Raw genomic sequence first — 17904 nt, 5'->3', positions numbered from 1 at the left:
AAATCTAAACACAATCGAATCTTTTTCACAAGAAAAATTTACAACACATTCATAGTGTAAAATTGATATATCAATCCTAATAGTTGTTGCATCTACATTTAGTAAGTGATAGAATTTTTTTGAAGTTCACAAAACCGCCACATTTTGATTCGAGATAGCGACCCTGTCGTCGGTTAAGATGTAAAGCGGAAATGTAAGCGATTAGCAGTTGGTCCGAGAGTAGCGAAACCTGCTTAGTACTAACCGTCAATCTTTCTTTAGTCATCCCTGTTGTCAAGGGATTTAAAGAAGTTGGCGGTTTTTCTGTTTTTTACTGTCATTCTACATATTTCATTTACAGAAACGGATGTTTGATATTTAAGCATGGTATTGCTATTTGACAGATTGCATGGTTTAAAAAAACTTTTCAAAAGTGAATAAGGGGGAACAAAGGATGAAAAAAACTAAGAATCGATGGCTTATTGCAGCATCGGCAGTGGGAATTCATATTTCCATTGGATCAGTATATGCCTGGAGCAATTTTACGAATCCATTGATTGAAGAATTCGGCTGGACGTCAAAGCAGGTTCAATTTACATTTAGCCTTGCTATTCTATTTTTAGGACTGTCAGCAGCATTCCTTGGACATTTTGTTGAAAAGCATGGACCGAGGAAAGCGGGTCTTCTGGCAGCAGGCTTTTTCGGAGCTGGCATATTAGGCTCTGGACTGGCAGTAAATCTTGGCTCACTGCCGTTATTGTATATGACTTACGGCGTATTGGGCGGAATCGGCCTTGGGGTAGGCTATATTGCCCCAGTATCAACCTTAGTGAAATGGTTCCCTGACCGACGAGGTCTTGCAACCGGCCTTGCAATCATGGGATTCGGGTTTGCTGCAGCCATTTCCAGCCCGGTTATGGATTCGTTAATAAAGTCTGTTGGCACAGCTAAAACGTTTTATATTTTAGGCGCAGCATATTTCATTATCATGACGCTATCATCCCTTTACTTAGAAAAACCACCAGTTGATTGGGCACCAAAGGGCTTTAAGGAAAAAGCACAATCAGGAAAAATTAAAATTAAACAGGATTTAGCTCAGCTAACAGCTAATGAAGCGATCAAGACTTCTAGGTTTTATTATTTATGGGTGATGCTATTCATCAACGTAACATGCGGAATTGCCATATTATCAGCCGCAAAACCTTTAGCAGAAGAAAGCATTGGGCTAACTACTGCAGAAGCAGCGGCACTTGTTGGCGTAATGGGTCTCTTCAATGGTTTTGGACGCATTGCATGGGCTTCTATTTCAGACTATATTGGCCGTCCAAACACTTACACTATATTCTTTGCAACACAAATCTTATTATTCACTTTGCTTCCACATACAAAAGAAGCATTCCTTTTCCAGATCATGCTAGCGATCGTTTACACAATGTACGGTGGAGGATTTTCAGCAATTCCAGCTTTCATTGGTGACATGTTCGGAACAAAACAGCTTGGTGCGATTCATGGATATATCTTGACTGCATGGGCAGCCGCAGGTTTAGCCGGTCCAATGTTTGCAGCCTGGATGAAGGATAACACAGGCAGCTATGCGACGAGCTTAACATTCTTTGCCGGTCTATTCGTAGTTGCACTTGTAGTTTCGATTTTGATCCGCCGTGACATTCGTAAATTACGGGAACAAAATGCAGCAAATGAAAGATTGGCTGGTTAATTCTTTTTAATTGTTTCTTCGTATGGTAAAATACCTATCATCTTATAACCTGTATAGATGACAGGAGGATAGTATGAATAAATACGAGGCTGAGTTCAGCAACCTGGTCCGTTCTTTCAGAAAAAAGCATATGGGAAAAGGACCAAGCAAAATTACCACTACTTTCTGCAAAAACTGGGCAATCTGCGAAATGGAAGGAAACCTTTCTCCTGTTGAGAAATTCATTGCTACGGCGAATGAAGGAAAGCAGGCATTGAGAGCCGCCAGAACTGAAATGGTGAAAGAAATGTACCGAAAGAATCCGCCTGTTGAAATGGAAGAATTTCTTGGATGCAAGTTTGTTGAACTTTTTGTAGACATAGATATTGACCGTGATTTTGGAATGTCTATCTTTGTTTTTGATGAGGACATCCATGCAAAATTCAGTTAAAAAGGTATGGTACTTGGCAGCGATCCTGCTAAAGACTAACCACCGTCATTACTCAAAACATGGAAATTGTTTTGGGTATACGGTGGTTTTTTATTTTTTAAGACTTTAATATTCAAAGATTCAATAATTAGTAGAACCATAATGGGAGTGTTTTAAATTGGGAAAAACAAAACATCCAGGACCACAGAAAAAAGCGGTTATGCCTGCACCAAAACATTGGGTTAGCCCGATTCCTTTTGGACTAGGCAAGGTAAAGCCTAAACATATAAGAGATACGTTTAAAACCCTTTGGGATAATAGAGATAACTTCGGCTACGCAACAAATATTTTAACTAAAGGTGTATGTGATGGATGCGCTCTTGGTGTATCCGGTCTTCACGACCAGACTTTGACTGGACCACACATCTGTACAACACGGCTGAATGTTCTTCGATTGAACACTGCAGGCTCCATCGATCAGGAAATCCTGCATTCTGATATTGATGAATTAAGAAAATATGACAGTACACAACTGCGCAAACTAGGTCGCATTCCATACCCAATGGTCCGCAGAAAAGGCGAACGAAACTTTTCACGTATCACCTGGGATGATGCAATGGATATGATTGCTGAAAAAATGAAAAAGCTGGATCCAAAACAGTACGCTTTTTACCTGACAAGCCGCGGGATTACAAATGAATCTTATTATGTAGCAGGTAAAGTATCCCGATTCCTCGGAACAAACAATATCGACAACGCGAGCCGGATTTGCCACTCTCCATCGAAGACTGCCCTTAAGCGTTCCATTGGGGTTGGTGCTTCTACTTCCAACTATTTGGATTGGATCGGCACCGATGTCCTTCTGTTTTGGGGAAGTGTAGCATCAAACAGCTCACCTGTTTCATCAAAATATATGCTTGAAGCAAAGAAAAAGGGAACAAAGATCATTGTTGTTAACCCATACAAGGAACCAGCGATGGATGAGTACTGGATTCCATCGAATCCTGAGTCAGCATTGTTTGGAACAAAAATAGCAGATGATTTCTATCAGGTTAACATTGGCGGGGACATCGCTTTTATGCATGGAATCATGAAGCACTGGTTCGACATGGAAGTAACGAAATACGGTTCTGCAATCAATCATGAGTTTGTTGATCAGCACGTAAATGGATATGAAGAATTGAAGGCAAAAGTCCAGGAACAGTCATGGGAGGACATTGTCACTTCTTCAGGCGTAACGAAAGAACGCATTATTGAACTCGCAGAGCTGCTAGCAAACAGCAAAAATGCAGTTTACGCATGGGCTTTAGGCTTGACGATGCATTCTTTCGCAACTGACAATATTTCACAGGTTGCAAATCTTGCTCTCCTTCGCGGACATCTTGGAAGGAAGCACGCTGGATTAATGCCTTTCCGCGGCCACTCATCCGTTCAAGGCAGCGGAGAAATGGGAGCTGACCCATTCGTTCTTCCTGGCGGAGATTTTTATGGGGATAATATCAGGCGCATTGAAGATATATGGGGATTCGAACTGCCTAAATGGCAAGGAGATATCGTCGGAATGACGCTTGAAAACATCCTGCTGCCAGAAGATCATGAACGCAAGATTAAAATGTATTATTTATCTGGAGGAAATTTTCTGGAAACAATGCCTGATCCTAACTTTGTTGAAAAAGCATTGTCTGAACTTGATATTCGCGTACATCAAGATATCATTCTGAATACCTCTACTCTTGTTGATGCAAAAGAAGCTGTCATTATCCTCCCTGCTAAGACTCGCTATGAGCAGGAAGGCGGCGGTACATCTACCTCCACGGAACGAATGGTTTATTTTAGCCCGGAAATTGAGGGCAATAAAAACCAGGTTGAAGAAGCACGGGCCGAGTGGAAAATTTACATCGATTTAGCTAAAAGGGTCAAGCCTGAAACTGCTCATTTGGTCGATTTTAAAGATGCTCAAGAAATTCGAAAGGAAATCGCGATCGCAAATCCAAATTACGATGGAATTCAACATCTAAGCAAATCAGGAGATGTGTTCCAATGGGGTGGTGCATGGCTATGTGAGGATGGAATCTGCCCTACTCCTGACGGCAGAGGAAACCTCATTAATGTTGATATACCTAACCTCGGGAAAAAAGAAGGCCAGTTCATCGTTACCTCCCGCCGAGGCAAGCAGTTCAATTCCATGGTTTATAATGAGGTCGATCCACTAAACGGCGCTGGCCGTTATGATGTATTGATGAATGCAGAAGATGCCCAGAAACTTAGCATTGCAGAAGGCGAAGGAATTGTCCTTTACAATGGCTTCGGAGTTTTCCAGGGAAGAGCGAAATTCGTTGATATTTCAAGTGGAAATGTACAGGTCCACTTCCCTGAAGGAAACTTCCTGTTGCCAAGAGGAAGATATGAGAAATATGCAGGGATTCCTGACTACAACATTACCGTTACACTTGAAAAAGCAGATCGGTTCAATGCGCGTAAAGATGTTGAACATCATGAAAAACGGATTGAAGAAGATGAGCTGGATGCACCAGCATAATAATAGAAGAAAAAAGCTTGCAGACCATTTTAAATGTCTGCAAGCTTTTCTATTTTACAGAATGTTCTTCATGCTTTCATTCAGGCTGCATCATCGAATGTCAGTTGCCCCTGAAATTTGCTGTAGTTAATCAATAATACGGATAGCCGAAACCTCCTGGGTATCCGAAACCTCCTGGGTATCCGAAACCTGGGTATCCCACCCCAGGACCGCAACACCCTACCGGCGGGTATCCGTAAAACGGCCGTGGATAAAATAATGCACTGCCTAGAAGTCCACCCGCAAGACCGCCAAGGAATGGCAATCCAAACCCTATAAATCTCTGGTCTCTTGCTGGATGTAGATTTCTGTAACGATACATAATGACCTACCTCCTTAATCTATTTATGTTTACACTAATTTTATATGCGTTCACCCACAAATCTGCTTGGGCTAAAAACCTTTTAAAAACCGTCTGATGTCATCCCTTCTATTTAAAGATGACAAGCATCTATTCTCAGTTATCTTCACATTTTCTGCATATTCTTCCTGCCCTGCATGGTTTGTCTGCACCTCTCATAAGATAGTGAAAAGGAGGTTCAACATGATTACGTTTCATTTTTATATCTTTTTTACTCTTGGTGTCGTACTCTTACTTTCTATCTTTCTAACTGATAAATACAAAACGAGAATGACAGATATGATGGGAATGACCATCTCTATGTTTTTAAGTATGAATGTTGGCCTAACTTCTGGAATATTCCTAGGTACACTCCATCAAGGTGATCTGTTCTATTCAACAATTATTGCTATGATTATAGGAGCTGTATCTGGAACTATATGTTGTTTTAAATTTGGGATATCATCTTCAATAGAAGGCTTCATGGCAGGTTTGATGGGCGGAATGATGGGAGCAATGCTTGGGGAAATGCTCGTTCCTGGCAAATCGCTGGTTCTTATCTATATCTTTCTGACACTTTCGATATGTTCGTTATTTTTATTTAAAATCTTACCCGATTCAACCAGCCGTATCAATTCGTTAACTGAATTAATCAAACCAATTATGATGTTCATTTTCATTTCAGCTTATCTCTTAGTTGGAAGCCAGTTAGGGAAAGACTGGGCTGAAAATCCTCAAGGGGACTCTGGCAGCCACAAGGAACATCAGGATGGAAATCATGGACACTAATGGATATAAGAACAAATTTTATAACCAATATATCAAGAAACGGTTATTAATCTTAACGGGTTCGGATATCTGTCACTTTTTATAAAAATACATAAAGTATCTGCTTATATTTGTTATACATTTTGTCCTGTAAAATGCAGGGCTTTTTGTTATGTAATAATATTGCACGGGCATTTAATGTATCATGCGTTTTATGGGCAAAGTTCTGTTATTAAACTGAACTGTATTAGAAAAATAACCGGAAAAATTCCGTTTTATATTGGGAAATACCCATATTTCCTTAAGAATAAGCGGAGTTTTTTCGCTTATATGATCCAAACCTTTGAATTTTGGTTTATTTAAAGCAGATAACCGGAATTCCTCCGCTTATCTTGGGTTCATAAGCCTCTTCTATATACATTAGCCGGAAATTCTCCGCCTATTCATTCTCATACCTATACGAAAATCATCATTAAGCTAAAACAGAGCCTTTTATTTACAGTGGAAGACACACTGCAGATTGGAATCACTATGAACTTTTCCCGTACCTTATATTTTTTCTTTCCTTCTATTATATTTCTTTGCATTCGATGAAAAAAACTGCACCACCAATTGTTAGTCATGGCAAACAATTGGGATGCAGTTTTATAAAATTTAATATAGCTTTATTGTTTAACTACAGGCTGTGTCTCCTGTAAAAGCAAACCGGACCTTCTGTTGTTTGTCACAATAATGTATACCGCTGCAACCGCAATGGCAACTGCAATGAACGATCCGATATTGAAAATTCCTTTTTGGGAATACCAGACAATTGAATAGCCTACTGAGCCTGAAAGCAATGCGTAATAGGTGAATGGGAAGAGCGTTTTTCGAATGACAGCGCCTTCTTTTCCTACCAAGCCAACCACAGCTGAGGCAGCTACGACGTTATGAACACATATCATATTTCCTGCTGCTCCTCCTACTGCCTGTAATGCAACAATCCAAGTAGGATCTACGCCTATCTGGGAGCCAACATCGTATTGGAAAAGCGAGAACATCATGTTACTGACAGTATTACTGCCTGCAATAAATGCTCCAATTCCTCCAATGAAGGTTGAGAATAGCGGCCAGTTATCCCCAGCTAATGCTGCTACGCCATTCGCAAGTTCAATCGGCATTTTATCAAAACCTGCTGCCCCGCTACCTGTATTCAGGAACACCTGGACCATTGGAACTGTAAAAATCAAGGCTGTTGAAGCAGCGATCATCGTTTTTCCAGACTGAGACCACGCTTTCTTGTATGCGCTTCCATTCATGCCATGAAGGAAAAATGTAATCAAAGATATCATGATGAAAATTGTTCCCGGCGAGTATAAAGGCTGGAAGCTGGAGGTAATCCCCGAACCAAAAATATCTTCCAGTGCTACAACCTTTGATTTTAACCATTCTGCGATAGGAAGGGAATTCAATCTAGAAAGCACAAGGAATACACCTACCAAAACATATGGAGCCCATGCGCGCATCATGCTCATACTGCCACTTTTATGAGCGATATCCTTAATCTCCAGCTGGCCAATCCATTCCGGATCCCATTTTGATTTCTCTTCAAAATCCCATGCTTCTTCTTTTGGCGGCATAAGGAATCCTTTTTTAGCTGCAAAAATCACAATAACCAAACCTGTCAAACCGCCAATCATGGACGGGAATTCCGGCCCAAGCACGTTTGCTACAATCAAATATGGAATCGTCATAGCAAAGGATGAGAAAAGTGCGAACTTCCAAATCTTTATTCCTTCAGAGAATGACTTGTTTTTGCCAAAATACCTTGTCATTAACGCTACAACAAATAATGGCACAAGCGTTCCTGCAATCATGTGGAGCAAGGCAACTTTCACTGCGATTATATCAACAAGACCTAAAAAGTCATTTGTGATTCCAGTGTCGGCTGATAGACCAGTAAAGACGCCTACGAGCATAGGTGTTCCAACTGCCCCGAATGATACTGGTGTACTTTGAATAACCATCCCGGCAACTACTGCTGCCATTGCGGGAAATCCTAGTCCCACAAGCAAAGGCACTGCAACCGCAGCTGGTGTTCCGAATCCAGCAGATCCTTCGATGAATGAGCCAAACAGCCAGGCGATGATAATTACCTGAATTCGGCGATCCGCTGAGATATCAGTGAACCCCTGGCGGATCGTTTTAATTCCACCGCTTTCCTGCAAAGTATTTAACAGTAAAATTGCTCCAAAAATAATGTAAAGAAGTGTTGCGGCTACAATTAGTCCGTGAACGGAAGCGGCAGCTACATTGGCTCCAGGCACCTTCCAAACGAATAAGGCAAGTCCAATTGCAATTACATAAGAAATTGGCATTGCTTTACTTGCTGGCCATCTAAGTCCGACCAGGAAAATTCCTACCGCAAGAATCGGCAGTAAAGACAAAAAAGCTAATACTCCAGTACTCACAAAACATCATCTCCCTTTTGTTTGGTAATAAAAAACATGATTTCATTTCGTTGCGTATTGCGAAACATTGTTATATAACTATAGAAATTTTGTTATACAACACCTATTACTAATTATACAAACCATAGAGAGAAAATATCAACAATTTTTCGAAAATTTAGATTATTATATTATAAAAGTAATATTAATTTACATGTTTTTATTACACGGTTAATCTTTTTCATAGAGAATGTTTCTGTACAGATTAAAGCCTTTCTTTATTTTCCAATAAGTTGGAATCTGGATATTTAATTTATTTAATGCTTTTTCAATTCACTTTTTACTTAAAGAAACAAAAAAAGTTTGCCTAAAATAACAATTTGTTATTCAGGCAAACTTTTTGATTAAATCATTTGCTTTGTATATCCTAGCCTTGTTGAAATTTGAGAACCAGTGTGGATGATCTTGTCTTTCAGCTGCCGCAGCCTTTCATCAGTCATTCTCATCGTCGGTCCTGAAATACTTACTGCGGCTGCTACTTTACCCAGATGGTCAAATATTGGAACGGCAATACATGTGATTCCATTCTCATTTTCCTCCAGGTCAAGAGCATATCCCTCTTGTTTTACCTGAACTAACTCCTGAAAAAATGTATCTTTATCTGTTATCGTTTTTTCTGTATGCATTGGCATGCCTTTTCGGTCTAGGACTTCATGTACGACTCCGGATAGCTGGTGTGCAAGAATTGCTTTACCTACGGATGTACAGTGCATAGGTGCCCGCTTCCCGACTTTGGAATGCATTCTCAATGTTTCATTACCTTCCAATTTTTCAATATACACGACCTCTCCCTGGTCATACACTACAAGATGGATCACTTCATTGGTGTCATTCTCAAGCTCCTGGAGAAATGGTCTTGCTTCTGCTCTTAAGTCTATGGAATCAAGAAGCTTAGAGCTGACCTCCAAAAATTTGTACCCCAATTTATACTTTCCCGTTTCAACATCTTGTTCTATATAGCCATATTGGGCAAGCGTAGACAAAATACGGTATACAGAGCTCTTATTGATATCTATTTGTTTAGATATCTCAGTTACTCCTAGACCGCCTTTTTTCATACCAACTAAATGAATGATATCAAGTGCCCGGCTAACGGACTTGACGACATTTTCTCTTTCCATTCCACTCACCTCAAGTACTGCCTCACTCTTTAAATTGTGCTTTATATGCCACCTAATTGTAGCACACTATGTTTACAGCTTTTAACGGTGTGCGGTTGACTTTTCCTTCACAGATGCGAACACATTTTTAAGAGTTCCTATCTCTTCAATTTCACATTCTATAACATCATCTGCTCCGACAAACTCTGCCCCTACCGGACTCCCCGTGAGGATGACATCTCCTGGTTTAAGTGTCATAACCTTTGAAAGATATGAAATCATTTTGCGAATCGGGATAATCATGAGGTCAGTTGGACTGTTTTGTTTTTCGATGCCATTAAGCTTTGCTTGTACATTTACAGTAAACGGATCAAGTTCTGTTTCAATAACTGGGCCCAATGGAGTGAAGGTGTCAAAAGACTTCCCGATTGTCCAGTGCCCAGCTTGATGGAAAAACTTCGGGGCAGTTACGTCGTTTCCAATCGTATAGCCAAAGACATAATCGAGAACATTTTCTTCAGCAATGTTTTTTGCTTCCTTACCAATTACGACAGCAAGCTCTGATTCGAATTTTACCTGTTCTGCCCCCTCTGGAATGATGATTTCCTTTTCTGGTCCAATAACAGAGGATACGGGCTTATAAAAGAATACCGGGATTTCAGGAAGTTCGGCTGGCAAATCTTCTTTTTTTGCCACGAAGTTCGCTCCAATACCTATTACTTGATTAGGAACGAGCGGCGCTAGCAAGCTTACCTCATCCAATGCGAAAACCTTGCCCGTGTAATCCCAGCTGCCAAAAATGTCACCCGTAATTACCTTAATCATTTCTTCAGCAACAACACCTGAATATTCTTTTGAATCGATCGTAAATCTAGCAAATTTCATTTTGCTGCTCCTTTCGAATTTCAATTTTATAGAGAGCTATGTAAATGAGCTCAAGTTTTTCTCAGGTTGTTTCTATAATTATATATAAGGGCACTCTAATCTGAGTTAGAATGCCCTTATAAAAGATAGATGAAATTAATTTTTCACCGCAAACTTCGCTTTCGCTTCTTGGCGGCGGCGATGGAGAATTGGTTCAGTATAGCCGCTCGGCTGATCATACCCAAGGAAGACAAGATCACACGCAGCCTGGAACGCAACAGAATTGTCATAGTCAGAAGCCATTGGCCGGTAATCTGGATCTAATTCATTCTGTTTATCTACGACTTTTGCCATACGCTGTAAAGTTTCAAGGACTTGCTCTTTCGTGCAAACACCGTGGTGCAGCCAGTTTGCCATATGCTGGCTTGAAATCCTTAGAGTAGCCCGGTCTTCCATCAGCCCTACATCATTGATATCAGGAACTTTGGAGCAGCCGATACCCGATTCAACCCAGCGAACCACATAGCCCAGGATTCCCTGTGCATTATTATCAAGCTCCTCCTGAATTTCTTCAGCTGTCCACTGTGGGTTTTCGGCAACCGGTATTTGAAGGATTTCATCTCTGTAGTCTTTTGATTCGTTTGCCAGTTCATTTTGCACTTCGAATATGTCTACCTCATGGTAATGAAGAGCATGCAATGTAGCGGCAGTTGGAGATGGTACCCATGCTGTGTTTGCTCCAGCCTTCAAGTGGCCGATCTTTTGTTCGAGCATTGGCCCCATCAAATCTGGCATTGCCCACATACCCTTTCCGATTTGAGCATGTCCCTGGAAGCCAACGTCCAGCCCTGTAGCAACATTCGATTTTTCATAGCCCTGCAGCCAGACGGACGATTTCATGTCATTCTTACGGATCATCGGGCCCGCCTCCATGGAGGTGTGCATTTCATCCCCAGTGCGATCCAGGAATCCTGTGTTAATAAACACGACTCTGTCTTTTACTTCACGAATACATGCTTTCAAGTTAAGGCTAGTGCGTCGTTCTTCATCCATTACGCCAATTTTAAGAGTGTGGCGTTCTAGCCCAACAAGATCCTCTACACGATCAAACAGTTCATTGGCAAATGCCACTTCCTTAGAACCATGCATTTTTGGCTTTACAATATAGATGGAGCCTTTTGATGAATTCTTAAATTTGGTATTACCAATAACAGAGTGTTTTCCAATCAAGCCTGTAAACACAGTATCCAGGATTCCTTCCGGAACTTCGTTTCCTTCTTCATCCAGAATCATATTGCTTGTCATCAAGTGGCCTACATTGCGGACAAACATGACAGAGCGTCCGTTAAGGCTGAATTCTTCCCCATTTGGAGCTTTGTATTGCCTGTCTGGATTCATCGTCCTTGTCATACTGCGACCGTTTTTATTGAAATCCGCTGAAAGATCTCCTTTTTGAAGGCCAAGCCAGTTGCGGTAAACTACCACTTTATCCTCGGCATCGACGGCGGCTACAGAGTCTTCGCAGTCCATAATCGTTGTCAATGCAGCTTCGAGCAAGATGTCTTTTACTCCCGCTTTATCGGTCTTGCCAATTGAATGGCTTGGATCAATTTGGATTTCAAAGTGTAAACGGTTATTTTTAAGCAAAACAGCGGATGGATTCTCAGAATCTCCCTTATAGCCAACCAGCTTATCCTCATCTTTTAGCCCTGTTGTCTTACCGTCTGTCAATAAAACAGTGAACTTCCCGTCTACAATGTAATATTTTTCGGCATCTTTATGTGAGCCTTCAGCAAGTGGAGCTGCCTTATCAAGGAATTGGCGGCCATAGGCAATGACCTTGTCACCTCGAACTGCATTGTACCCTAAACCACGTTCTGCTCCATCCTCTTCGCTGATGGCATCTGTACCGTAAAGGGCATCATACAAGCTTCCCCACCGGGCATTCGCTGCATTAATCGCATAGCGGGCATTATTTACTGGAACAACAAGCTGTGGTCCAGCCTGGAATGCAACCTCTTCATCTACTGCCTCAGTGGTAACTTTGTAATCATCAGCTTCTGGCTCAAGATAGCCAATTTCCGCAAGAAATGTTTTATATTTTTCAAAATCAAAGCCTTCGCTGTTTTCGCGGTGCCAAGCATTCAGCTTGCTCTGGATTTCATCACGGATCTGTAATAATTGTTTATTTCTCGGCGCCAGATCTTTAACTAAACTGCCCAGTCCTGACCAAAACTGTTCCTGATCAACCTCCGAGCCCGGAATAACTTCAGAATTGATAAATTCATAGAGTTCTGATGCTACTTGTAGATTTCCCGCTTTTACATAGTCTTCCATGTGTTTCGTTTCCTCCCTTTTATTAGCCAAGATTAGCAGTGTCGCAAATTTGTTTCTTATTACAAAACGCTGTTTCAAATATTCTTTAAAAAAATCATACCATGCTTCTAAAAGAATTTTCAAATAATTTAACTAAATTTTTTTCTATTTATTTACCGCTCATCCAATAGATGAAGCTGCAGCAATTTCCTTCTTAACCTCAGCACAGCGCCCCGGTGACGGAAATAGTTTTCCAGCATTCAAAAGATTTTTCGAGTTAAAGACTTGCCGGATTTCTGTTTGTGCCAAGATTTCTTCATCAGTGAACACAAAACGCATTTCTTCTCGTTTTTCAATGCCCACTCCATGCTCTCCGGTTATGGTGCCTCCAACATCAGCACACACCTTAAGACATAAGCTGCCTGCCTCGAGGGCCTTTTCGATTTCACCTGGTTTTCGGGCATCAAATAGAACCAATGGGTGAAGATTTCCATCCCCAGCATGAAAAATATTGGCGATGCGGAGTCCGAATTCATCACTGATTTCATTGATCCGCTTTAGCACTTCCGGCAGCCTGCTCCTTGGGATGACCCCGTCCTGAACTAAATAGTCAGGTGAAATTGCTCCCATTGCACCGAAGCCTGTTTTGCGGTTTGCCCACCATCTCGCCCGTTCTTGTTCACTCTGTGCAGCTTTTACTTCTCGGACATTATTATTATTGCAGACCTCAAGAATCTGGTTGATTTGCTCATCAATCCCGGCGGCAATACCGTCAACTTCAATCAGGAGCACCGCTTCAATATCTTGGGGATGCCCAACTGGAAATGCTGCTGCCTCCACGCCTTCAATCGCCGTTTTATCCATCATTTCAAGTGCAGCTGGTACAATTCCAGCTGAAATGATATCTGACACGGCTTTGCTGCCGTCAGCTACCTTGTCAAAATAGGCCAGTACTGTCTGCTTGCCTTCTGGATTTTTTAAAATCCTCACGGTAATTTTCGTCACAATTCCCAACGTTCCTTCTGATCCAGTCAATAATCCCAGCAGATCATATCCTGGCAAGTCCGGAACTCCGTTTTTCCCTATTTCGATTATGTCCCCATTCGGCATGACGACCTCTAAACCAAGAATATGGTTTGTCGTTACCCCATATTTCAGGCAATGCGCCCCGCCGGCATTTTCAGCTACGTTCCCGCCAATCGTGCAGCAATATTGGCTTGAAGGGTCCGGAGCGTAGTAATAGCCCTTATCTGAAATAGAGTTGGTGAGCTTAAGGTTGACAAAACCAGGTTCAACAACTGCTCTTCTATTCTCAAAATCCACGCTTAAAAGCTTTTTCATGCGGACCATGCTAATGATTACCTCGCTGTTCAGCGGAATCGCTCCGCCGCTCAGTCCAGTGCCAGCTCCCCTTGCCAGAAATGGCAAGTCATTTTCATGGCAGTATTTAACGATCGCTGCTACTTCAGCTGTATTTTTAGGAAAAACGACTACCTTTGGCAAATGTTTATGGATGGTAAAGCCATCGCAATCGTAAGCCAGAAGGTCTTCCTTCTGATAAAGGATTGACTTTCGGACTGGATCATCACCGACGATCTTAGCGAGATTTAAAATGTGTGGATCCTTCGTTTGCATGCCTTTGCGAGCCATTACTTTCCCTCCTTCAGGCTGTCTTCTTTTTGATATGCCCAGTCAAGCAGCTGAATCGTATGCACAACTTTTTGGTTTCTTCCGTGCTTTTGTACGCCAACGGCCATCTGAAGCATACAACCTGGATTCCCCATTGAAATCATTTCAACATCTTCCGGAACATTTTCCATCTTGCTATCAAGGATGGCACCTGCCATACCGGGGTTTGTTATGTTATAGATCCCTGCGCTTCCGCAGCAGCGGTCGGAGTTTGGCATATGGACCATTTCTACTCCAGGGATATCAAGGAGAATATCACGAGGCTCCTGTCGTATTCCCTGACCGTGTGCAAGGTGGCAGGCATCATGATAGGTCATCCTGACCTTCATTTCTGCTTTAGGCTTTTCATATCCGGTGTCGTGAAGGTATTTAGAAATATCTTCTACCTTTTCGGAGAATTCTACAGCTTTGTCATGCCACTCAGGATCATCACGGAACAATTCATGGTATTCCTTCAGCATACTGCCGCACCCGGCTGCATTGACTATGATTTTATCAGCATCCTTGAAAGCTTCAATGTTTTTCTTGGCAAGCTTCCTTCCTGTTTCCCTGTCACCTGCATGGACATGCAGTGCCCCGCAGCATGTTTGATTTCGCGGAATGATGACATCATTGCCATTACGAGTCAAAACATTAATGGTTGCTTCATTCACATCGCTGAACATGACATCCATTACGCAGCCAGTAAGCATCGCTACTTCATTCTTAGTTTCCGATTTAGCTTTGATTACGTCCACATTCTTATATTTTTTTCGAACAGGTTCATTGACTTCTGGCATGATTGCTTCCATCTCAACAAGGTGCTTAGGCATGATGTTGATCAGTCCTGTTTTTCTGACTGCCTTCTGCATGCCGCTCTTTTGGTAAAATTTCAGCAGGCTGCCTAATGAATTCAGTCGATTTTGATGTGGAAATAATTCCTGAAGGAAGAGTTTATTCACTGCTCCTTTCCAGCCTGTTAATGGCATTGCCTGACGAATTTGCCCACGAGCTTCTTCAATCAAACCGCCCACATTTACATCTGCTGGGCAGGCAGTAGTACAAGCACGGCAGTCAAGACATGCAAATACCGGATCCATGAATTGCTCGTTGACCGTCAGCTTTCCTTCTGCCACCGATTTGATCAGATGGACTCTTCCACGTGGGGAATGCTGCTCCTGACCAGTAAGTTCATAGGTTGGACATGATTCAAGACACATTCCGCAATGGACGCAATCTGCCCATTTATTTTCATCCGGTGGATCGCTCCAGAGATAATTGCTTAAACTGTTGGATGTGCAAGTTGGTTCCTGCTTCAAATCTAACTCTCTTAAACTCACAATTATATCCCTCCCACAAAACGTCCAGGATTCAGGACTCGATTTGGATCGACTTTTGCTTTTATTCCTTCTAATAAAAACTGGTAAGCTGGCTTTTCTCCCCAAACATCGACTTTCTTGCGTAAAGCTAGTGGCAAATGCTTAACAACGACGTAACCGCTCTGGAGTGCTGCTTTTTCCCTTAATAGGCTGATGGCGGATAGCACGTCTGCTTCTGCTCCCCGCAGCACCACCTGTGATAATCCATGTCCCAGCCCTCCATGAGCTTCAATCAGGAGGTTATGGGAATCCTGTAATGACTCGCACTCTTTCAGTACCTCGATCACATCCATATTAACGGTTCCTATTTTCAAGGTTGCTTCTATAGCATTTCCATTAATAGGTAGAGCCCCATTTGGCACATTCCCATAAAAATCATTCCAAAATGATCTTGCTGCCTGCTTCTGAAGAATGTCCAGCTTGGTACCTGGCGGCTGTATCTTCCGGACGAATTCCTCCTGGTATTTAACGGAGCTTTCAACATCTTCAAAGCCTATTGCAAGAGTGAATACCCTTTCATTTAAAAGTTTTTCTGATAATGAAGGATTCATCAGTTCGAGAGCAACAGGCTCAACCACCGTATCCAAAAGCTGAACAGCAAAGGCCTTTGCCTTTTCCAGGCTTCCGTCAGTGAATTTTATCAACAACAGGCTTTCATCTTTTGTTATCGGCCTCAATTTCAAAGAGATCTCGGAAATGACTCCAAGAGACCCCATCGCACCAATATAAAGTTTGTTCATGTCATAGCCAGCAACATTTTTCACTACTTTTCCACCGGATCGAATTACTTTTCCGTCAGGATAAACTATCCTCAGCCCGATTACCGCATCACGTGCAGAACCATAACCAAGACGCTTGGGACCGCTTTCATTTGCAGCAATAATTCCTCCAATCGTTGCTTGGGCAGGTAAAAACGGATCAAGTGCTATTCTTTGGTTAAACTCCTGCAGATAATCCTGAAGCTCTTTAAAGGTGCTGCCAGGTTTGACAGTAAGCGTCATATCGCCTGGTACATGTTCGACAATTCCTTTATAGTCTGCCATTGATATAAGGATATCGGCTCCTTCTTCCGTTACTCCAAATCCTCTTTTCGTGCCACAGCCAATCACATTTATCGTTTTATTTGTTTCATTTGCATATTTTAAAAGACTTGCAATCTCCTCTTCAGTATTAGGGAATACTGTAATCGAACCCCCATTGCCAAAAGCATTCGCTTCAAAACCTTCTTCTAAAATTTGAGCTTCAGGAAAAAAAGATTTCAGTTCCGTTAAAATCCCGGCGGTTATCATAGCAGCCCTCCAACTGTTTCTTAGCAAGAAACAAAATTAATTTGTTATTAGACATTTAACACCGAACTGGTTTTTAGCAAATCCTCTACATATTCCAAGTGTTCTTCCATCATTTGCTTTGCTTGTGCGCACTCTTTGTTTTGAATCATCCGGAAAATCTGGGAGTGCTGACGAGTGATTTCTTCAAAAACGATACGATCCTCTTCAATACATTGATGAAATCCAATCATCGTCTTTTTCATCGAAGCTGAGATGAATTCGAGGAGCTGGACCAGTATCTCATTCCCTGCTGCTTTGGCTATTGCCAGATGAAAGTTATAATCAGCCTCCCAGCTATTATCTTCCTTTCCATAAAGGAGCCCTTCCATCAGCTTCAAATCTTTCTCTGACCGATTTTTCGCGGCTATTTCAGCAATCCCTGGTTCAAGAAGCTTTCTGACTTGAAAAAGCTGACTGATATCTTTTGAGCTTGGCAGCAGGATATGGTTGTTAAAGAGTTTTCCAGAGTCAAACTTACATATGTAAGTACCTTCTCCCTGCTTCACTGTCACTGCCCCTTTCCCTTTAAGGGTAGTGATTGCATCCCTGACAGCAGAACGTCCTACACCGAACATATCGCAAAGCTCACGGACGGAAGGAAGTTTCTCACCGGGCAGGAATGTTCCGACTTCAATCAGTTTCTCGATTTGTTCTGTTACTGATTCAGATACTTTTTTCGTTGAAATTCGTTCGATTTTCACAAAACCCCCCCTTTCTTTTCAGATATCACATATCTGATAAGTGAAAACTTACCTTTATTTTAAACATCGAAGTGGATATTTATCAAGTAAATAGTTTGAAAATATTCAAAAATCAAATTAATCAGTTTTTTAATATAACTTTTTTCTTTCTTTTGTATGTTTTCGTAACTTTCTTGCAAGTAAATTAGTTTTGATTTCCTCTCTAGCACGCTCCCTTTCTGGTCTAATTTATAGGGTTTTCTTACTCTGGATACCTTACCTGTTTTCA

At 41.7% G+C, this 17904-nt stretch carries 13 protein-coding genes; 4 read left to right on the top strand and 9 right to left on the bottom strand.

Annotated features, from left to right (window positions below; translation table 11 throughout):
- The first annotated feature begins 433 nt into the window (after nt 1-433).
- From V7201_RS11270 to V7201_RS11260, 3 genes are all read left to right on the top strand, one after another.
- A complete protein-coding gene (locus tag V7201_RS11270; RefSeq protein WP_335376827.1) occupies nt 434-1696 on the top strand; it encodes an L-lactate MFS transporter in 1263 nt (420 codons plus the stop codon).
- A gap of 73 nt (nt 1697-1769) precedes the next feature.
- Nucleotides 1770-2126, top strand: coding sequence for a DUF2294 domain-containing protein (locus V7201_RS11265; RefSeq protein WP_335376826.1), 357 nt, complete (start codon nt 1770-1772; stop codon nt 2124-2126).
- Nucleotides 2127-2283: 157 nt separating this feature from the next.
- The gene (locus V7201_RS11260) at nt 2284-4644 is read left to right on the top strand and encodes an FdhF/YdeP family oxidoreductase (RefSeq protein ID WP_335376825.1); all 2361 of its coding nucleotides are present in this window, start codon (nt 2284-2286) and stop codon (nt 4642-4644) included.
- 130 nt (nt 4645-4774) lie between these two features.
- On the opposite strand, the gene V7201_RS11255 is transcribed toward V7201_RS11260, so the two are convergent.
- Nucleotides 4775-5005 (bottom strand): hypothetical protein, encoded by a 231-nt coding sequence (locus V7201_RS11255; RefSeq protein ID WP_335376824.1) that lies wholly within the window; start codon nt 5003-5005, stop codon nt 4775-4777.
- Between the two features lie 222 nt (nt 5006-5227).
- On the opposite strand from V7201_RS11255, the gene V7201_RS11250 reads away from it, so the two are divergent.
- Nucleotides 5228-5812 (top strand): hypothetical protein, encoded by a 585-nt coding sequence (locus tag V7201_RS11250; RefSeq protein ID WP_335376823.1) that lies wholly within the window; start codon nt 5228-5230, stop codon nt 5810-5812.
- 644 nt (nt 5813-6456) lie between these two features.
- Here the strand turns inward: V7201_RS11250 and V7201_RS11245 are convergent.
- The 8 genes from V7201_RS11245 to V7201_RS11210 form a co-directional block, all read right to left on the bottom strand.
- Nucleotides 6457-8241: an L-lactate permease gene (locus V7201_RS11245; protein ID WP_335376822.1), complete on the bottom strand. Its 1785-nt coding sequence runs from the start codon at nt 8239-8241 to the stop codon at nt 6457-6459.
- Between the two features lie 383 nt (nt 8242-8624).
- Nucleotides 8625-9401: an IclR family transcriptional regulator gene (locus V7201_RS11240; RefSeq protein ID WP_335376821.1), complete on the bottom strand. Its 777-nt coding sequence runs from the start codon at nt 9399-9401 to the stop codon at nt 8625-8627.
- 81 nt (nt 9402-9482) lie between these two features.
- Nucleotides 9483-10265, bottom strand: coding sequence for a fumarylacetoacetate hydrolase family protein (locus V7201_RS11235; RefSeq protein WP_335376820.1), 783 nt, complete (start codon nt 10263-10265; stop codon nt 9483-9485).
- Between the two features lie 135 nt (nt 10266-10400).
- A complete protein-coding gene (locus V7201_RS11230) occupies nt 10401-12581 on the bottom strand; it encodes a malate synthase G (RefSeq protein WP_335376819.1) in 2181 nt (726 codons plus the stop codon).
- Between the two features lie 159 nt (nt 12582-12740).
- A complete protein-coding gene (locus V7201_RS11225; protein ID WP_335376818.1) occupies nt 12741-14210 on the bottom strand; it encodes an FAD-linked oxidase C-terminal domain-containing protein in 1470 nt (489 codons plus the stop codon).
- Complete coding sequence (locus tag V7201_RS11220; RefSeq protein ID WP_335376817.1) at nt 14210-15568, bottom strand: (Fe-S)-binding protein; 1359 nt, start codon at nt 15566-15568, stop codon at nt 14210-14212. The genes V7201_RS11225 and V7201_RS11220 overlap by 1 nt, the downstream gene beginning before the upstream one ends.
- Before the next feature lie 2 nt (nt 15569-15570).
- On the bottom strand, nt 15571-16896 hold the full coding sequence (locus V7201_RS11215) for an FAD-binding oxidoreductase (protein WP_335376816.1): 1326 nt from the start codon (nt 16894-16896) through the stop codon (nt 15571-15573).
- A gap of 47 nt (nt 16897-16943) precedes the next feature.
- Nucleotides 16944-17636, bottom strand: a complete 693-nt coding sequence (locus V7201_RS11210; protein ID WP_335376815.1) for a FadR/GntR family transcriptional regulator — start codon at nt 17634-17636, stop codon at nt 16944-16946.
- Nucleotides 17637-17904 lie beyond the last annotated feature (268 nt).

Source organism: Bacillus sp. JJ1122, from assembly GCF_036964885.1.
In the GTDB taxonomy this organism is placed as follows: domain Bacteria; phylum Bacillota; class Bacilli; order Bacillales; family Cytobacillaceae; genus Mesobacillus.
This window is presented reverse-complemented; position numbering and strand designations above follow the sequence as displayed.